The organism is Pseudomonas sp. B21-059, from assembly GCF_026016285.1.
Classification (GTDB): domain Bacteria; phylum Pseudomonadota; class Gammaproteobacteria; order Pseudomonadales; family Pseudomonadaceae; genus Aquipseudomonas; species Aquipseudomonas danubii.
Map to the genome: position 1 here is coordinate 2,939,757 of NZ_CP087201.1, position 13,933 is coordinate 2,953,689.

Sequence of the window (13,933 nt, forward strand, 5' to 3'; positions counted from 1 at the left end):
TCGATGAGCGGATGCTAGGGAAGGGCGTCTGAGGAGTCTTTGGCAGCTTTGTCTGGAAACTGTCAAAGAGTGTTAAGCGAAGGTGGCCGCGCCTCGGACCGAGGCGCGGCTTGGGCGGGTTACAGCTCCAGGCTGTGGATCACCTGGGTGGCATCATCGGGGTCGATGGCGCTGCGCATGCCGAGGGTCTTCGCCAGGCGGCGCATGCTGTAGTTGGCGGCGCTGTCCACCGAATACAGCTGCTGGAAGCCATTGGTACGGGCTTCGTCGATCAGATGCTGCATCAGCAGGGCACCGAGGCCCTTGCCTTGCCATTGATCGGCGATGGTCACGGCAAACTCGCAGCGCCAGGGCTGGTCGTCGACCTGGGCATAGCGGCTGATGCCGACTTCCCGCAGCTCGCCGTTGTCGTGGACCAGGGCCACGTAGGCCACCCGTTGCGGGGTGCCGACGTCCATCAGCTGATCCAGCAACTGATCGCCGACTTCCTTGACCTCACCGAGAAAGCGCTGGTGCCGGGTGACGGGGGAGAGGTTTTCGATAAAGGCCTTTTCCCGGCCCCGGTCTTCAGGGCGCAGCGGGCGGATCAGCACGTGGCTGCCGTCGCTCAGGGCGTCGATCCAGTATTGGCCTTGCTGGGCCGGAAATGGCGGTTGGGCGAGGACATCGAGGGCGCTGCTGGACATGATCAAGTCTCCGGGGAAGCAAAGGGCAGGTGATTGCCACAAGCTTTACTCCGCCGGCGATCCGGGCGCTTGATCGGCATCAATGTCCGCTGCTGTCGCGCCTCGGCTGGCGATCACCGGTCATGGCCCCATCCGGTGCCTATCAGGTGGATGGGCAGCTGGTCGACGCGCCGGTGCTGCAACGGGCCCGGCGTCTGCTGGCCCTGGCCTGAACCGGTCGGGTTAGTATGGCCCCGGCATTGTTGCCAAGATCCGGAGCCACCGCCCATGAGTACCCTGGAACGCGCCATCGCCATTGCTGCCCGGGCCCATGCCGGGCAAGTCGACAAGGGCGGGGCGCCCTATATCCTCCATCCCCTGCGGGTCATGCTGCGGCTGTCCGAGCCCCGGGAACAGCTGGTCGCGGTGCTCCACGACGTCATCGAAGACAGCCCGGTGACCCTGGAGCAACTGCGCGGCGAAGGTTTCAGTGAAGAGGTGCTGCAGGCCCTGGCGGCGCTGACCAAGGTCGAGGGTGAGGACTATCCGGGGTTTATCCGCCGCGCTGCACAGAATCCTTTGGCGCGGCGGGTAAAGCGGGCGGACCTGGCGGAGAACAGTGACCTGTCACGCATCCCCGAACCCAGCGAGGATGACCGGCGGCGCCTGGAGAAGTACCGCCAGGCCATCGAGTACCTTGACAGCCTGGACCGGCCTTGAGCCGCTAGCCCAGGGCCAGCGGCGCCGGGGCGTTCAGTTGCTGTAGTTGGAAAGGGCGACTTCGGCGTTGCGCGCCGGTGGCTTGCTGCCCCGGGTGCGCCAGTGTTCGATCAGGGCGCGACCATGGGCCAGCCCGGCTTGCAGGGCGGCTTCGGTGCTGGCGTAGTCGTTGCCGTAGGGCGGGCAGGCAAAGTGCACGGAAAAGCACGGGTGCTGGCCATGGCCGGTGAGCCGCCCGACGTAGCTGAAGCTGGCGCCGGATTGATGTGCATAGAGGCTCGGCGAACTCGGCTCACGAATGATCATCACGTAGATGTCGTGGTCGAATTGAGTGTCTTGATACCAACTGCTAGAAGACTCCATGGTCCACCTCCTTGTCCGTAAAGCGGCGCGATGTTGCTGCGTCAGCGGGTTGTTCAGTGCAGTTCACGCCCGGGGGGCGTCCAGCAGGCCAGCGGGATGAGCGAACACCCCGGCAGGCAGCAGTTTTTCCAGGGCCCGGGCGGCCCGCAGGACCCGTTCGTCATGGCCGAAGCGGGCGACGATCTGCAGGCCTATGGGCAGGCCGGCGGCGCTCAGGCCGCAGGGCATGCTCAGCGCCGGTTGGCGGCTGAAATTGAACGGGAAGGTGGTGGGCTGCCACATGGCGCTGATCTGCTCCGGCCAGTCGGGCGGCATCTGGCGCTCCACGGCGAAGGGCTCGACCACCGCAGTGGGGGTCAGCAGCAGGTCGTAGTCGCCGAGAAAGTCATGCAGTTGTTGCGCGACCCGATGCCGCTCCTGCACCGCGCAGGCGTAATCCAGGGCATTGAGCTGGCGTGCGCGGACCTGGGCCTGCTGGAGGAAGTCGCCGACCAGGTGCTGGCGCTCCAGCGGGATTTCCTCGGCCATGGCGCTGGCCACTTCCACCGGCCAGGCCCGCAGGTAATTCGCGGCCGGCTGGCCGATGTCCGGCGAGGCCTGGACCACGGTCGCCCCGGCCTGCTGCAGCAACTGGGCAGCGGCCAGGCAACGGGCGGCAATCTGCGGATCGACATGGGCGGCATGGCCCAGGTCGGCGCTGAAGGCAATGCGCAGGCCGCTGATGCCGTCCTCGATGCCGGACAGGAACTGGCCGGGAGCATGGGGCCAGGCGAAAGGTTCATCAGGCTCATGGGCGCTCATCAGCTCCATCAGCAGGGCGATATCCCGTACATGCCGGGCAATCGGGCCTTCGGCGGCCATGCCCCCCGGGTCGATGCTCGGGCAGGCGGACACCAGGCCATGGCTGGGCTTGAAACCGATCACCCCACAAAAGCTCGACGGGGTGCGGATCGATCCGGCGGCATCATTGCCAGTGGCCGCCGGCGCGTAACCGGCGGCCACGCCAGCGGTGCTGCCGCCACTGCTGCCACCGGCATGCAGGGCCAGGTTCCAGGGGTTGCGGGTGATGCCGGTCAGCGGGCTGTCGGTCAGCGGCGTGCTGCCCAGTTCCGGCAGGGTGGTCTTGCCAATGAAGATCGCCCCGGCCTCGCGCAACCGCGCCACCAGGCTGGTGTCGCGGGTCATGGGTGGGCGGTCGGCCAGCGCCCTGGAGCCGCTGCGGGTGTGCCAGCCCTGGATGTCGCTGTTGTCCTTGACCAGGATCGGGATGCCGTCCAGCCGGCCCAGCGGTTGCCCGGCGGCCCAGCGCGCGGTAGCCGCCTGGGCGGCGGCGAGAGCGGCCGCGTCCTGGCGCTCGCAGAGGGCATTGAGTTGCGGCTCATGGCGTTCGATCCGGGCCAGCACGGCGTGCAGCAGATCCACCGGGGTGAACTGCCGGGCGGCAAAGCCGTGCAGCAATGCCTCGATGGACAGCAGGTGCAGGGCCGGTGGGCTGGACGGGGATAACGACATGGGCAGCTCTTCTATCAAGGCCGTGGGGCGCCGGTGGCGGGCCAACGGGCAAGGGCTGCGAACGCGCCGCTGGTGGCGGCCCGCAAACCCTTGAGGGTCAAAAACTCAGCGGCCACTGGTGACCTTGACCCAGGTCCGGGTCCGGGTGCGTTCGGCCTTGGCCGGCAGCGGTGCCAGGGGGTACAGGCGGGTCATGGTCTCGGCGCTGGGGAACAGGTCCGGGTTGTCCAGCAGCGTCTGCTGGATGAACGGTTTGGAGTCGGTCACGCCATTGGGGTAGCCGACGTAGTTGCTGATGGAGGCGATGACTTTGGGTTCCATCAGGTAATTGAGAAAGGCGTGGGCGGTGTCCACGTGCTTGGCGCCGGCGGGAACGGCCACGGTGTCGATCCACACCAGGGTGCCTTCCTTGGGAACGCGCATTTCAATGTGCACGCCGTTCTTGGCTTCGTTGGCGCGGTTGGCCGCCTGCAGGAAGCCGCCGGAGTAGCCCACGGCCACGCAGATGTTGCCGTTGGCGATATCGCCCATCCACTTGGCGCTGTGGAAGTAGCGCACATAGGGACGCAGCTTGAGCAGCAGGGCCTCGGCCTTGCGGTAGTCCTCGGGGTTCTGGCTGTTGGGGTCCAGGCCCAGGTAGTGCAGGGCCAGGGGCAGCATCTCGGCGGGCGAGTCGAGGAAGGTCACGCCGCACTGGCTGAGCTTCTTCAGGTTCTCTTCCTTGAACACCAGGTCCCAGCTGTTGACCGGGGCATCGGTGCCCAGCAGTTCCTGGACCTTGTCGCGGTTGTAGCCGATCAGGTTGGTGCCCCACATGTAGGGGATCACGTAGCGGTTGCCCGGGTCGCTCTGCTCCAGCAGCTTCATCACTGCCGGGTCGAGGTTCTTCCAGTTCGGCAGTTGGCCACGGTCCAGGGGCTGGAAGGCGCCGGCGCTGATCTGCTTGCTGACGAAACCGCTGGAAGGCACCACCACGTCATAGCCGCTGTTGCCGGTCAGCAGTTTGGCTTCCAGCACTTCATTGCTTTCGAAGATGTCGTACTTGACCTTGATCCCGCTCTGGGCCTGGAAGTCCTTGATGGTGTTGGGAGCGATGTACTCCGACCAGTTGAAGATGTTCACCGTGCGCTCGGGGGCGGCGTGGGCGCTGAAGCTGGCGCTCAGGGCCAGGGCGCTCAGGGAGCAGCTCAGGGCCAGGCGGGTGAGGGCGGTATGCAGCGATTTCATGTGACAACTCCATGTCTGAAATGAGCGGGACCTTCCGGGTGGATCATTCTTGGCCGGATAGGTCCCTGAGAGAATGTTGGCAACGGTCAATAGGGGATATTTAGCGTCAATCTTCAGCGCAGTCCGAGAGCGGTCCGAGCTGGCCGGCCAACTGCCGGAAGCGCCCGGGAGCGACACCGCTCCAGCGTTGGAAGGCATGGCGGAAACTTGCGGTTTCCTTGAAGCCCAGGGCTTCGGCGATGCGGTAGATGGGCAGGCTGTGCTGGCCCAGCAACTGTTGCGCCCGGGCATAGCGCAGCTCATCGAGCAACTGCTGATAGCTGGTGTCCTGGGCCCGCAGGCGCCGGCGCAGGGTGCTGGGGGAACAGTGCACCTGGCGCGCCAGGCTGTCGAAGTCCGGCACTGCGTGCAGCTGTTCATTGAGGATGCGCCGCACCTGATCGATCCAGGTCGGCCGGGCACTGAGCTCTTCGTTGAGGCGGATGCAGCGTTGCAGCATGTCGTTCTGGGTGACCAGGTCCGCCAGGGGCAGGCGCCGGTCCAGCCATTCCAGGTCGAAGCCGATGGCATTGCGCCCTGCGTTGAACTGCACCGGGCAGTTGAAGGCCTGCTCGTAGCTGTCCAGGTAGGGTTGCGGGCCGTGCATCAGTTGCACCTGGCGCAGGGGCAGGGAGCAGCCCAGCAGGTCCTGGCAGGTGACCCGGTAGGACGACATGCAGAAGTCGGTGTTGAACACCTCAAGCTCGGTCTCGCTGTACTGGTCGGCGGTGAGCCAGGCCAGGCCGTCGCGGACCTCCAGGTCGAGGCGGAAGAAGGTGCCCAGCAGCAAGGGGTAGCGCAGCGCCAGGGACCAGCCTTCGCGCAGGGTGGCGCTGGTCAGCAGGGTCAGGCCGAACATGCCGTAGGCGCTGATATGCAGGTTGCGCCCCAGCACCAGCCCCAGGTCCTGGCGAAATTTCACGGCGTTGCTGAACACCCGCATTTCCTGGCTGATGTTGATCAGGCTGTTGGGCAGGTCCAGGTCGGCCAGCTGGATGCCACTGCCTTCGAGCAGCACCTCGGGCGATACATCGCTGTCGCGAAAGGCGTCCAGCACCGCTTGAGTGGTGTGCAGGGTAGTCAGGCGAAGAGCGGCCATCGGCGATCTCAGATTGATAGCGGGAGGCGTGACTTTAGGGGTTACGCGCGCGCGGTTCAATTGCCCACTTGCCGGCGCTGGCGCGCTGGCGAAGGCGTCGGCCTGGCCCACGCCAACGCCTGCGTCGGCCATATCCGCGGCAGCCTGGCGTTTGCCGCGGTACTGGCCTGCATGCTGTTCGCCGCGTTGTCCGGTTCGTCGCCGGCCACGGTGGGCTCGATTGCCGTGGCGGGTACCGCGACATGGCGCTGCGCGACTGCGCCAAGGTGCTGCTGGAGTCGGGCCGACTGTCGATCCTGCTGCTGTTCCTGATCCTGGTGACCTACGTCCCGCTGATCTCCCTGGCCTTGCCCAACTGGCTGGGCATGTAAACGAGACGCTGGTTGCACTGGCTGAACTGGCTGCAACTGGTTGCGCTGGCTGTCTGTAGCCGCTGCCGCAGGCTGCGAACGACTGCGAAGCAGGCGCCGCTCTTGAGGTCCCTGAAGCCCCTTCGGGGCTTTTCGCAGCCTGCGGCAGCGGCTACAGGGTTAGGGTTGGTGGGGCGGCACGCGCCACAGGTACCAGGCGGCGGTGGTGCGCCAGGGGCTCCAGGCCTGGCCGATCTGGCGCAGCTGGCGGGGGCTGGGCGGTTGCTCCAGGCCCTTGAGGCGGCGGTAGCCTTCGCGTACGCCAAAGTCGTCCACCGGCAAGATGTCCTCGCGCTCAAGGCTGTAGATCAACAGCATCTCCACGGTCCAGCGGCCAATGCCGGGCAGCTGGGTCAGGCGCTCTATCAGCTGTTCATCATCCAGGCCGCGGGCGCTGGCGGCATCGGGGACGCGGCCGTCGAGGGTGGCCTGGGCGATGCCGTGCAGGGTCGCCACCTTGCGTGCGGAGAAGCCGCAGCCGCGCAGGCGCTCCAGGCTGGCATCGGCCAGTTGCCGGGGCGTGGGGAAGGCCTGCCCGGGAAACAAAGCGCGCAGGCGGCCGAGTATCGCGTCGCCTGCGCGGGCATGCAGTTGCTGGTAGGCCACCGCGCGCACCAGCGCCTGATAAGGCTCGCGCTCCGGGCGGGGCTGGTGCAGGCAGGGGCCGACGGCGGCGATCAGTGCGGCCCAGTCGGCATCCAGTGCGGCAAGAAAACGAGTGGCGGGGCAGGTGGGCATTGGCGATCCGGAACACGTGGCGGGGCGAGCGGCAGATTAGCCCGCCGCCCCAAGGCTTGCACCCCGTCTCTTGCGCTGGAACTCGCTGCCCGGGCCTTGCACCCGGGCGCAGGGTTTTCAGTCCTTGGCCGCCGGGAGGTAGAGCCGCTCCAGCACGTAGTGCAGGGAAGCCGCCAGGGTTTGGCCATGGCTGAGTTTTTCGAAGCTGTGGTAGTCCAGGGCCAGCCCCGGCACCTGAGCCAGTTGCGCCTGCAACTGGCGGGCGCGCTGGTCGGCCTCGGGCCCCGCTGGCTGGCGCGGGTTGCCCGGTTCGGCGCCGCCACGCATCAGCAACAGTTGTGCACGCTGGCCCTGCAGGCGTCCGGCCAGGCCCTGGGCCTGGGTCAGGACCAGGCCGTCGCCCCACCACAGCGAAGGACTTGCGGCGGCGTAGTGGCGAAACTCCTGGGGCCGGGCGAACAGCGCTTGCAGCACCAGCAAGCCGCCATAGGAATGGCCCCACAGGGTCTGCTGCGCCGGGTCGATCGGCGCCTGCGCCGCCACGGCCGGGCGCATGCGCTCGCGCAGCAACTGCAGGAAGGCCTCGGCGCCGCCGCTGGGCTGCCCGGTCAGCGGGTCTTGCTGTGCTTCAAGGCCCGGTTGCTGCGGGGTGTAGTCATAGGTGCGGGCGTTGCGTTCGATGCGCAGCGGGGTCTGGTAACCCACCGCCACCAGCAGCGGCGCCGGGCCGCGGTCCAGGCGCTTGAGCTGCTCGGGGTCCAGAGCGCCGATGGCGGCATTGCCATCGAGCATCCACAGCACCGGGTACCCCTGTGGCGGCGGTGCCTGCAGCGGCTGGCCGATCCACAGCTGGTAGTGGCGCTGGCCGTCGGCGGAATCCAGTTGCAGGCTGCTGAAGCGGTAGGGCAGGTCCTGGCGCTGTAGCAGGCTGCGGTCCATGGGCTGGTCCGGGGCGGGGGCGGCCAGGGCCGTTCCCGCAAGGCCCCAGGCCAGGGCCAGGGGCAGAACAAAACGTCTCATCAGGCGTTCTCGGCGGGGGCTGGGCGATGGCATCAGAACGATGCGCTCAGGCTGGTGTACAGGGTGCGCCCGGGCTCGTTGTAGGTGGCGGCGCCGGCCCCGGCGATGTTGTTCACGCCCTGGGCATTGCCTTCACGGAACAGGCGTTTGTCGAACAGGTTGTCGACCCCGGCGGTGATGCTCAGGTGACGGGTCAGGGCGTAGGTGCCGCTGACCCCGGCAATGGCGTAGGGCGCCAGTTGCTGGGTGGCGCTGCCGGTGACTCGGTCGCCGTGGTAGTCGTATTTCTTCGGCGTCTGCTGGCCGTACCAGGCCACGCTTGCCTGCAACGACAGGTCCTGGGTGGCCTGCCAGTCGAGCATCGAGTTGAGGGTGTAGCGCGGGGTCACCGAGAGGTAGTCGCCGGTTTGCTTGTTCTTCGATTGCAGCATGTAGGTGAAGTTGTTGTTCCAGGTCAGCTGGCTGGCCAGGGGTATGGTCAGGGTGCCTTCCAGGCCTTCCACCAGGGCCTTGGGCACGTTCTCCCACTGGTAGATCGCCGCGTTGCGGTAGGCGCCGCTGCCGCCGCTGGCTCGGCTCACTGGCGCCAGGCCGGATTCCACCTTGTTCTTGTAGTCGTTGCGGAAGTAGGTCAGGCCGGCGACCCAGCCGTCGGCCTTGTACTCCAGGCCCAGTTCCTTGTTGACGCTGGTTTCTGCTTTGAGCTTGTCGTTGCCCTGCAGGTAGCAGCTGGTGCTCTGGCCATAGCAGCCCTGGCCGCGGCTGTAGAGCAGGTAGTCGGCGTTGAGCTGGTACAGGTTCGGCGCCTTGTAGGCCCGGGCGATGCCGGCCTTGAGGGTCAGGGTGTCGCTCAGGGCATGGGACAGGTTGAGGGACGGGCTCCAGTTGTCGCCCACGATGCTGTGATGGTCGAAGCGCAGGCCCGGGGTGAGCATGGTGCCCGGGCGCAGTTTGATGTTGTCTTCGGCGAACAGCGAGAAGATCTGCGCGCTGGACTGGGTGCTGCGGTTGCTTGAGCTCAGGCCGCCCACGGCGCCGCCTTCGCTGGTGCTCTGGGTGTTGGCGCTGGGGTCGTCGAGCTTCTGCTGGGACCATTCGCTGCCCAGGGTCAGGGTCTGCTCGAAACCTGAGTGCAGCGGCAGGTTGACTTCGCCATGGGCGGTCAGGTCGCGCAGCACCGCAGTGTAGAACTCGCTGTTGCTGAAGATGCCCTCGGTGCCGCCGGCCAGGCCTTCGTTGATCCGCGTGTTGCGGGTCTTCTCGTATTGCAGGTAGGCCATGGAGCTGCCGAAGTCCCAATCGCCGCGATGGGTCAGGGCGTAGGTTTCGCGGTAGCTGCGGTTGGTCTCGTGGCCCAGCAGGTTCTGCACATTCTTGTTGCTGTTGGTGTTCTGGGTATCGCCGGTGTAGATATTGCCCTGGCGGCTGAAGCCGGCTTCGAAGTCCAGGCTCTGGTCCGGAGTCATGCGCCAGCTCAACAGGCCGTTGAGGTCCTTGTTGCGTACGCCTTCGCGGCCAGCGGGAAGGGTGCCGACCTGGTTGCCGGTGCGCAGGGATTCATGGCCGGCGTTGATGTCGGCGTCGTCGGAGTCGGTCTTGGCCACGTTGCCATAGACCCGGTAGCTCAAGGTGTCGGTGAGCGGGCCGTTGAGGCCGAAGCTGGCGCGCTGGGTGGCGCCTTCGTCCTTGTGGCTCGGGAACGAGCTGTAGAGCGTGGCGTTGCCGTGGGTCTGGCTGCCGGCCTGCTTGGTGATGATGTTGATCACCCCGCCAGCGGCACCGTTGCCGTAGCGGGCCGCCGCCGGGCCGCGGATCACTTCGATGCGTTCGACCTGATCGGCCGGCACCCAGTTAGTGTCGCCGCGGCTGTCGCGCTCGCCGCGCCAGCCGTAGCGCACCGAGTTGCGGCTGCCCACCGGCTTGCCGTCCACCAGGATCAGGGTGTTTTCCGGGCCCATGCCGCGGATGTCGATCTGCCGGTTGTTGCCGCGCTGGCCGCTGGTGGAGTTACCGGTGAGGTTGACCCCGGGCATGGTGCGGATGATCTGCGACAGGTCGTTGGCCGGCGGGCGCTTCTGGATGTCCTCGGCGGTGATCACCGAGACCCCCGGTGCCTGCTTGGTTTCTTCCTTGGCGGTGGCGATGACGCTCTGGGGTTCCAGCTCCAGGACCGGCGGGGTCGAGCCTGCATTGGCGGCCTGCACCGCGTGGCTGAGCAGGCAGCAGCCGGACAGCAGGAAGGGGGCGAAAGGACGCAGCGAGCGCATGGACATCGGTGATCTCCGGACAGAGGCAGAAACAGAAGATCACGAATGATAATGACTGCTATTTGCGAGTAAAGCGCATTAACTTTCTAAACACTTCCAGGTCGTGGGTCTAGGCGGCAGGCAGCAGCAGGTGCATGCACAACCCGGGTTTGCCATTGCTGGCCCAGATCCGCCCCTGATGCAGTTCCACGGCGCGCCGGGCGATGGCCAGACCCAGGCCGAAACCGTCGCCCTGTGCCGAGTCCAGGCGCTGGTAGGGCTGGAAGATCCGTTGCAGGTCCTGCTCGGCCACGCCCGGTCCCTGGTCTTCCAGGCACAGGTGCCAATAGGCACCTTCGCGCCAGCCGCGCAGGCTCACCCGGCCGTCGGCGGGGGAATAGCGGATGGCATTGCGCAGCAGGTTTTCCAGGGCCTGGGCGATGCTGTCCAGGTGCACCTGGACCCGGCACTCGGCGTCCAGCAGGCAGGGCAGGCGCTCGGCGTCCCAGGCGCTTTCGAAGCAGGCGTCCTCGCGCAGCGCCTCCCAGATCGACAGCACCTGCACCGCTTCGGTGGGCAGTTGCGGACGTTCGGTGTCGAGCCAGGCCAGGTCCAGGGTGTCTTCCAGCAGGCGCTGCATGTCGGCGATTTCCCGGTCCAGGCGCTGACGCAACTGCTCCGGCGGCAAAGGGCTGTCGTGGGCGATGCGCAACCGCGCCAGGGGCGTACGCAGCTCATGGGACAAGGTGCGCAACAACAGGCGCTGCTGGGCCAGGCTCTGGCGCAGGCGCTCGGCCATGTGCTCGAAGGCCAGGGCCAGTTCCCCCAGTTCGTCGTGGCGGTTCACCAGGGGCGTGCCCAGCCCCTGGCTGTCCAGGTCGTCGGCGCGCAAGGCATCGGCGCGGTCGCGCAGGCGGTTCAGTGGCAGCACCAGATGGCGATAGAGCAACAGGCCGAGCAGGGCGGCGAGCAGGGTCGGCACCACGCCATGGCTGAAGAGGTGGGTCCAGGGCGTCAGGCCGCTGGGCAGCAGGCGCTCGGGCAGTTGCAGCACCAGCCGGCCTTGTTCCGGGTGCTCGGGGAACTCGATGCTGACGTAGGGCAACTCGTCCTGCAGGCGCCGACTCATGGGCCAGTCGAGCTTGCGCATGAAGGTCAGGTGGCTGGCGTCCTCGGCGCTCAGCGGCGTGCTGCCCAGGCGTTGCAGGCGTTCGCCGAGCACCGCGACCCAGGTGTCTTCCTCGGCCGCCAGGCGTTTTTCAAAGGCATCCACCGCCGCGGCGCCGCCCTGCTGCCAGGCGGCCTCGGCCTGCTGCGCATAGCGGGCCAGGTACTGGCGATCGGCGGGGTCGAGAAAATAGGTGCTGCGCTCGGCCGACAGGCCCCAGGTCCAGATGATCCAGGTCAGCAGCAGGCAGAAGCCGATCTGCAGCCCGGCCAGTTTCCACAGCAGGGGATGACGGCGCATCAGTGACGTTGCGCCTCCACCAGGATGTAGCCGGCACCGCGCACCGCCTGGATCTGCAGGTGCTGCACCCCAAGGTCGGCGAGTTTGCGCCGCAGGTTGCACACGTGCACATCCAGTCCGCGATCCAGGCGCGTATAGATGCGGTGCAGTACGTGCTGATAGAGAAAGGGCTTGCTCAGGGTTTCTCCGGGGTGCTCGCGCAGGGTCACCAGCAGCCGGTATTCCGAGCCGGTCAGGCCCGCGGCGCGGCCCTGGTGCAGCACATCCTGGGCCTGGTCGTCGAAGCTCAGGTCCGGGTCCTGGCGTGTGGCCTGCTGCTGTTGCACCCGGGCCATGCGCCGCAGCAGGGCGTCGGCGCGGGCGTCCAGTTCGGCCAGGCTGAAGGGCTTGGGCAGGTAGTCGTCGGCGCCCCGGGTGAAGCCGGTGATGCGGTCCTGCTCGGCCCCCAGGGCCGACATCAGCATCACCGGCGTGTCTTGCTCCTGGCGCAGGGTTTCCAGCAGGGCCAGGCCGTCCAGGCCCGGCAGCATGATGTCCAGCAGCACCAGATCGAAGCGGCCGGCGCGCACCGCTGCCAGGCCCTGGCGGCCGTCGGTGCAGGTGGTCACGGCAAAGCCGCGCTGGCGCAAATGCCGGTCCAGATCGTCGCGCAGTCGGGCGTCGTCTTCCACGAGGAGCAGGTTGGGGGGCACGGGGGAGAGCACTTGAATGGAGGTCTCTAATGAGAATGTTTTACATTTGCGGATATTGCAGCAATGCCCCTGGCTGTGCAATTGCCACGATGGGTTGACAGGATTGAGTCGCTGGTCGACTAAAAGTTGAATATTCAACAAGGTGTTGATATTTTTCCCGGCCACTTTCCTTGGTAACCGCCCATGAACCCGCCTTGCGATGCCCTTCTTGCCGAGCGCCAACTGGTCCTGCAGGTGCTGCGCAGCACCTTGCAGATGCTTGCCAGCGTGGTTGGCCAGCATGTGGAAATCGTCCTGCATGACCTGGACCGCCCGGAATCGTCGATCGTCGCCATCGCCAACGGCCATGTCACCGGGCGCCGGGTGGGCGACCCGGTGCTGGGCGGGCCGCGCCAGGACCTGGGTTTTGCCGCGGTGCTGAGTGCCCTGCAAGACCGCTCGGCGAGCACCCCGCTGGTGCTGGAAAACTACCCGACCCTGGCCCCCGACGGCCGCGAGCTGCGCAGCTCCACGGTGATCTTTCGCGACCGCAGCGGGCAGCCCTTCGCCAGCCTGTGCAGCAACAGCGACCTGAGCGGCATCGCCGCCGCCCACGCCTGCCTGGGCCAGTTGCTGGGCCTGGGCAGCGCGCCTGCGCCGCGCCACGATGAAACCCGCGACATGGAGCAGTTGCTGGCCCAGATCATCCAGGGCGCCTGCCCGGCAAACGCGACGCGCCTGAGCAAGCAGCACAAGCTCGACGCCGTGCGCCAGATGCAGGAGCGCGGGGTGTTCATCGTCAAGGGCGGAATCGAGAAGGCCGCCGCGGCACTGGGGGTGACCCGCTACACCATCTACAACTACCTGGAACAGATCCGCGCCGAAGGCGCCGAGGAATGACCGCGATGCAACTCGATATCTTTCAAGTGGATGCCTTTACCTCCCACGTCTTCGGTGGCAACCCGGCGGCGGTGTGCCCCCTGGAGGCCTGGTTGCCGGATGAACTCCTGCAACGCATCGCCCTGGAGAACAACCTGTCGGAAACCGCCTATTTCGTGCCCCGGGGCGAAGTCTTCGAGCTGCGCTGGTTCACCCCCACGGTGGAAGTCGACCTGTGCGGGCACGCCACCCTGGCGGCGGCCTGGGTGCTGTTCGAGCAGTTGGGCGAGCGCCGCGACGTGCTGCGTTTTGCCACCCGCAGCGGCGAGTTGCGGGTGAGCCGCGAGGGCGGCCTGTTGTCCATGGATTTTCCCGCCAAGCAGCCCGAGGCAGTGGCGATTGCTCCGGCCCTGCTGCAAGCCCTGGGGTTGCCAGCGGCCGAGGCCCTGTATCGCACCGACGATTACCTGCTGGTGGTGGACGACGAACGCCTGGTGGAATCGCTCAAACCGGATTTCGCCGCACTGGCGGCCTTTGATGTGCGCGGCATTGCCGTGACGGCGCCGTCCCGGGAGTTCGATTTCGTCTCGCGCTGGTTCGGCCCGCGGGTCGGAGTCAATGAAGACCCGGTCACCGGTTCCGCCCATACCTCCCTGGCGCCTTACTGGGCCGCGCGCCTGGGCAAGCGTCAGTTGCGGGCGCAACAGGGCGGGGCGCGCAAGGGCCAGCTGGAGTGTCAGGTGCTGGACAACGGGCGGGTGATCATCAGTGGCCACGGTGCCTTGTACCTCAAGGGCAGCCTCTTCCTCTGAAGCAGCGGTGGCTTTAACGAGCCGGCCTGATACCCGCCGGCGGATTTGTCCGGGCGCCGCCTGG

Annotated in this window: 14 protein-coding genes and 1 pseudogene; 5 read left to right on the forward strand and 10 right to left on the reverse strand. The window is 66.8% G+C overall.

All coding sequences use genetic code 11. The features are described 5' to 3' along the window. Positions 1 to 119 precede the first annotated feature (119 nt). Positions 120 to 686, reverse strand: coding sequence for a GNAT family N-acetyltransferase (locus LOY69_RS13480; protein WP_102864490.1), 567 nt, complete (start codon positions 684 to 686; stop codon positions 120 to 122). Positions 687 to 953: 267 nt separating this feature from the next. Between LOY69_RS13480 and LOY69_RS13485 the strand changes: the two genes are divergently transcribed. Continuing rightward, entirely contained in the window at positions 954 to 1,385 is a 432-nt protein-coding gene (locus LOY69_RS13485; RefSeq protein ID WP_115582293.1) for an HD domain-containing protein, read from the forward strand. A gap of 33 nt (positions 1,386 to 1,418) precedes the next feature. On the opposite strand, the gene LOY69_RS13490 is transcribed toward LOY69_RS13485, so the two are convergent. The 4 genes from LOY69_RS13490 to LOY69_RS13505 form a co-directional block, all read right to left on the reverse strand. Beyond that, positions 1,419 to 1,748, reverse strand: coding sequence for a hypothetical protein (locus LOY69_RS13490; RefSeq protein ID WP_110653531.1), 330 nt, complete (start codon positions 1,746 to 1,748; stop codon positions 1,419 to 1,421). 63 nt (positions 1,749 to 1,811) lie between these two features. Continuing rightward, the gene (locus LOY69_RS13495) at positions 1,812 to 3,260 is read right to left on the reverse strand and encodes an amidase (protein ID WP_213666221.1); all 1,449 of its coding nucleotides are present in this window, start codon (positions 3,258 to 3,260) and stop codon (positions 1,812 to 1,814) included. Positions 3,261 to 3,365: 105 nt separating this feature from the next. Beyond that, positions 3,366 to 4,487 carry a polyamine ABC transporter substrate-binding protein gene (locus tag LOY69_RS13500; RefSeq protein ID WP_265074730.1) on the reverse strand — a complete coding sequence of 374 codons (1,122 nt, stop codon included), beginning with the start codon at positions 4,485 to 4,487 and terminating at the stop codon, positions 3,366 to 3,368. Between the two features lie 106 nt (positions 4,488 to 4,593). Then, positions 4,594 to 5,625 (reverse strand): AraC family transcriptional regulator, encoded by a 1,032-nt coding sequence (locus LOY69_RS13505; RefSeq protein WP_170004227.1) that lies wholly within the window; start codon positions 5,623 to 5,625, stop codon positions 4,594 to 4,596. 111 nt (positions 5,626 to 5,736) lie between these two features. Here LOY69_RS13505 and LOY69_RS30560 point away from each other — a divergent pair. Then, positions 5,737 to 5,859 (forward strand): annotated as a pseudogene (locus LOY69_RS30560) (TRAP transporter large permease subunit); the annotation flags it as partial. A gap of 8 nt (positions 5,860 to 5,867) precedes the next feature. After that, complete coding sequence (locus tag LOY69_RS30565) at positions 5,868 to 5,996, forward strand: hypothetical protein (protein ID WP_413787153.1); 129 nt, start codon at positions 5,868 to 5,870, stop codon at positions 5,994 to 5,996. Between the two features lie 159 nt (positions 5,997 to 6,155). Here LOY69_RS30565 and LOY69_RS13515 read toward each other — a convergent pair whose 3' ends face one another. The 5 genes from LOY69_RS13515 to LOY69_RS13535 form a co-directional block, all read right to left on the reverse strand. Next, complete coding sequence (locus LOY69_RS13515; protein WP_207167689.1) at positions 6,156 to 6,773, reverse strand: DNA-3-methyladenine glycosylase family protein; 618 nt, start codon at positions 6,771 to 6,773, stop codon at positions 6,156 to 6,158. 117 nt (positions 6,774 to 6,890) lie between these two features. Continuing rightward, a complete protein-coding gene (locus tag LOY69_RS13520; RefSeq protein WP_265074731.1) occupies positions 6,891 to 7,793 on the reverse strand; it encodes an alpha/beta hydrolase in 903 nt (300 codons plus the stop codon). A 32-nt stretch (positions 7,794 to 7,825) separates the two neighbouring features. After that, complete coding sequence (locus LOY69_RS13525; RefSeq protein WP_265074732.1) at positions 7,826 to 10,066, reverse strand: TonB-dependent siderophore receptor; 2,241 nt, start codon at positions 10,064 to 10,066, stop codon at positions 7,826 to 7,828. 103 nt (positions 10,067 to 10,169) lie between these two features. Further along, positions 10,170 to 11,507, reverse strand: coding sequence for a sensor histidine kinase (locus LOY69_RS13530; RefSeq protein ID WP_265074733.1), 1,338 nt, complete (start codon positions 11,505 to 11,507; stop codon positions 10,170 to 10,172). Beyond that, positions 11,507 to 12,199 carry a response regulator transcription factor gene (locus LOY69_RS13535; protein ID WP_110653537.1) on the reverse strand — a complete coding sequence of 231 codons (693 nt, stop codon included), beginning with the start codon at positions 12,197 to 12,199 and terminating at the stop codon, positions 11,507 to 11,509. The genes LOY69_RS13530 and LOY69_RS13535 overlap by 1 nt, the downstream gene beginning before the upstream one ends. A 183-nt stretch (positions 12,200 to 12,382) precedes the next feature. Here LOY69_RS13535 and LOY69_RS13540 point away from each other — a divergent pair, with 183 nt between their 5' ends. Together LOY69_RS13540 and LOY69_RS13545 are read left to right on the forward strand one after the other, a co-directional pair. Next, positions 12,383 to 13,078, forward strand: coding sequence for a transcriptional regulator (locus tag LOY69_RS13540; protein ID WP_102879712.1), 696 nt, complete (start codon positions 12,383 to 12,385; stop codon positions 13,076 to 13,078). A gap of 5 nt (positions 13,079 to 13,083) precedes the next feature. Further along, a complete protein-coding gene (locus LOY69_RS13545) occupies positions 13,084 to 13,869 on the forward strand; it encodes a PhzF family phenazine biosynthesis protein (RefSeq protein WP_253166715.1) in 786 nt (261 codons plus the stop codon). The last annotated feature ends 64 nt before the right edge of the window (positions 13,870 to 13,933 follow it).

Bases quoted from the DNA above. Each gene is read 5' to 3' on its own strand.
- LOY69_RS13480 (WP_102864490.1), bottom strand. From the start codon at position 686: ATGTCCAGCAGCGCCCTCGATGTCCTCGCCCAACCGCCATTTCCGGCC.
- LOY69_RS13485 (WP_115582293.1), top strand. From the start codon at position 954: ATGAGTACCCTGGAACGCGCCATCGCCATTGCTGCCCGGGCCCATGCC.
- LOY69_RS13490 (WP_110653531.1), bottom strand. From the start codon at position 1,748: ATGGAGTCTTCTAGCAGTTGGTATCAAGACACTCAATTCGACCACGAC.
- LOY69_RS13495 (WP_213666221.1), bottom strand. From the start codon at position 3,260: ATGTCGTTATCCCCGTCCAGCCCACCGGCCCTGCACCTGCTGTCCATC.
- LOY69_RS13500 (WP_265074730.1), bottom strand. From the start codon at position 4,487: ATGAAATCGCTGCATACCGCCCTCACCCGCCTGGCCCTGAGCTGCTCC.
- LOY69_RS13505 (WP_170004227.1), bottom strand. From the start codon at position 5,625: ATGGCCGCTCTTCGCCTGACTACCCTGCACACCACTCAAGCGGTGCTG.
- LOY69_RS30565 (WP_413787153.1), top strand. From the start codon at position 5,868: ATGGCGCTGCGCGACTGCGCCAAGGTGCTGCTGGAGTCGGGCCGACTG.
- LOY69_RS13515 (WP_207167689.1), bottom strand. From the start codon at position 6,773: ATGCCCACCTGCCCCGCCACTCGTTTTCTTGCCGCACTGGATGCCGAC.
- LOY69_RS13520 (WP_265074731.1), bottom strand. From the start codon at position 7,793: ATGAGACGTTTTGTTCTGCCCCTGGCCCTGGCCTGGGGCCTTGCGGGA.
- LOY69_RS13525 (WP_265074732.1), bottom strand. From the start codon at position 10,066: ATGTCCATGCGCTCGCTGCGTCCTTTCGCCCCCTTCCTGCTGTCCGGC.
- LOY69_RS13530 (WP_265074733.1), bottom strand. From the start codon at position 11,507: ATGCGCCGTCATCCCCTGCTGTGGAAACTGGCCGGGCTGCAGATCGGC.
- LOY69_RS13540 (WP_102879712.1), top strand. From the start codon at position 12,383: ATGAACCCGCCTTGCGATGCCCTTCTTGCCGAGCGCCAACTGGTCCTG.
- LOY69_RS13545 (WP_253166715.1), top strand. From the start codon at position 13,084: ATGCAACTCGATATCTTTCAAGTGGATGCCTTTACCTCCCACGTCTTC.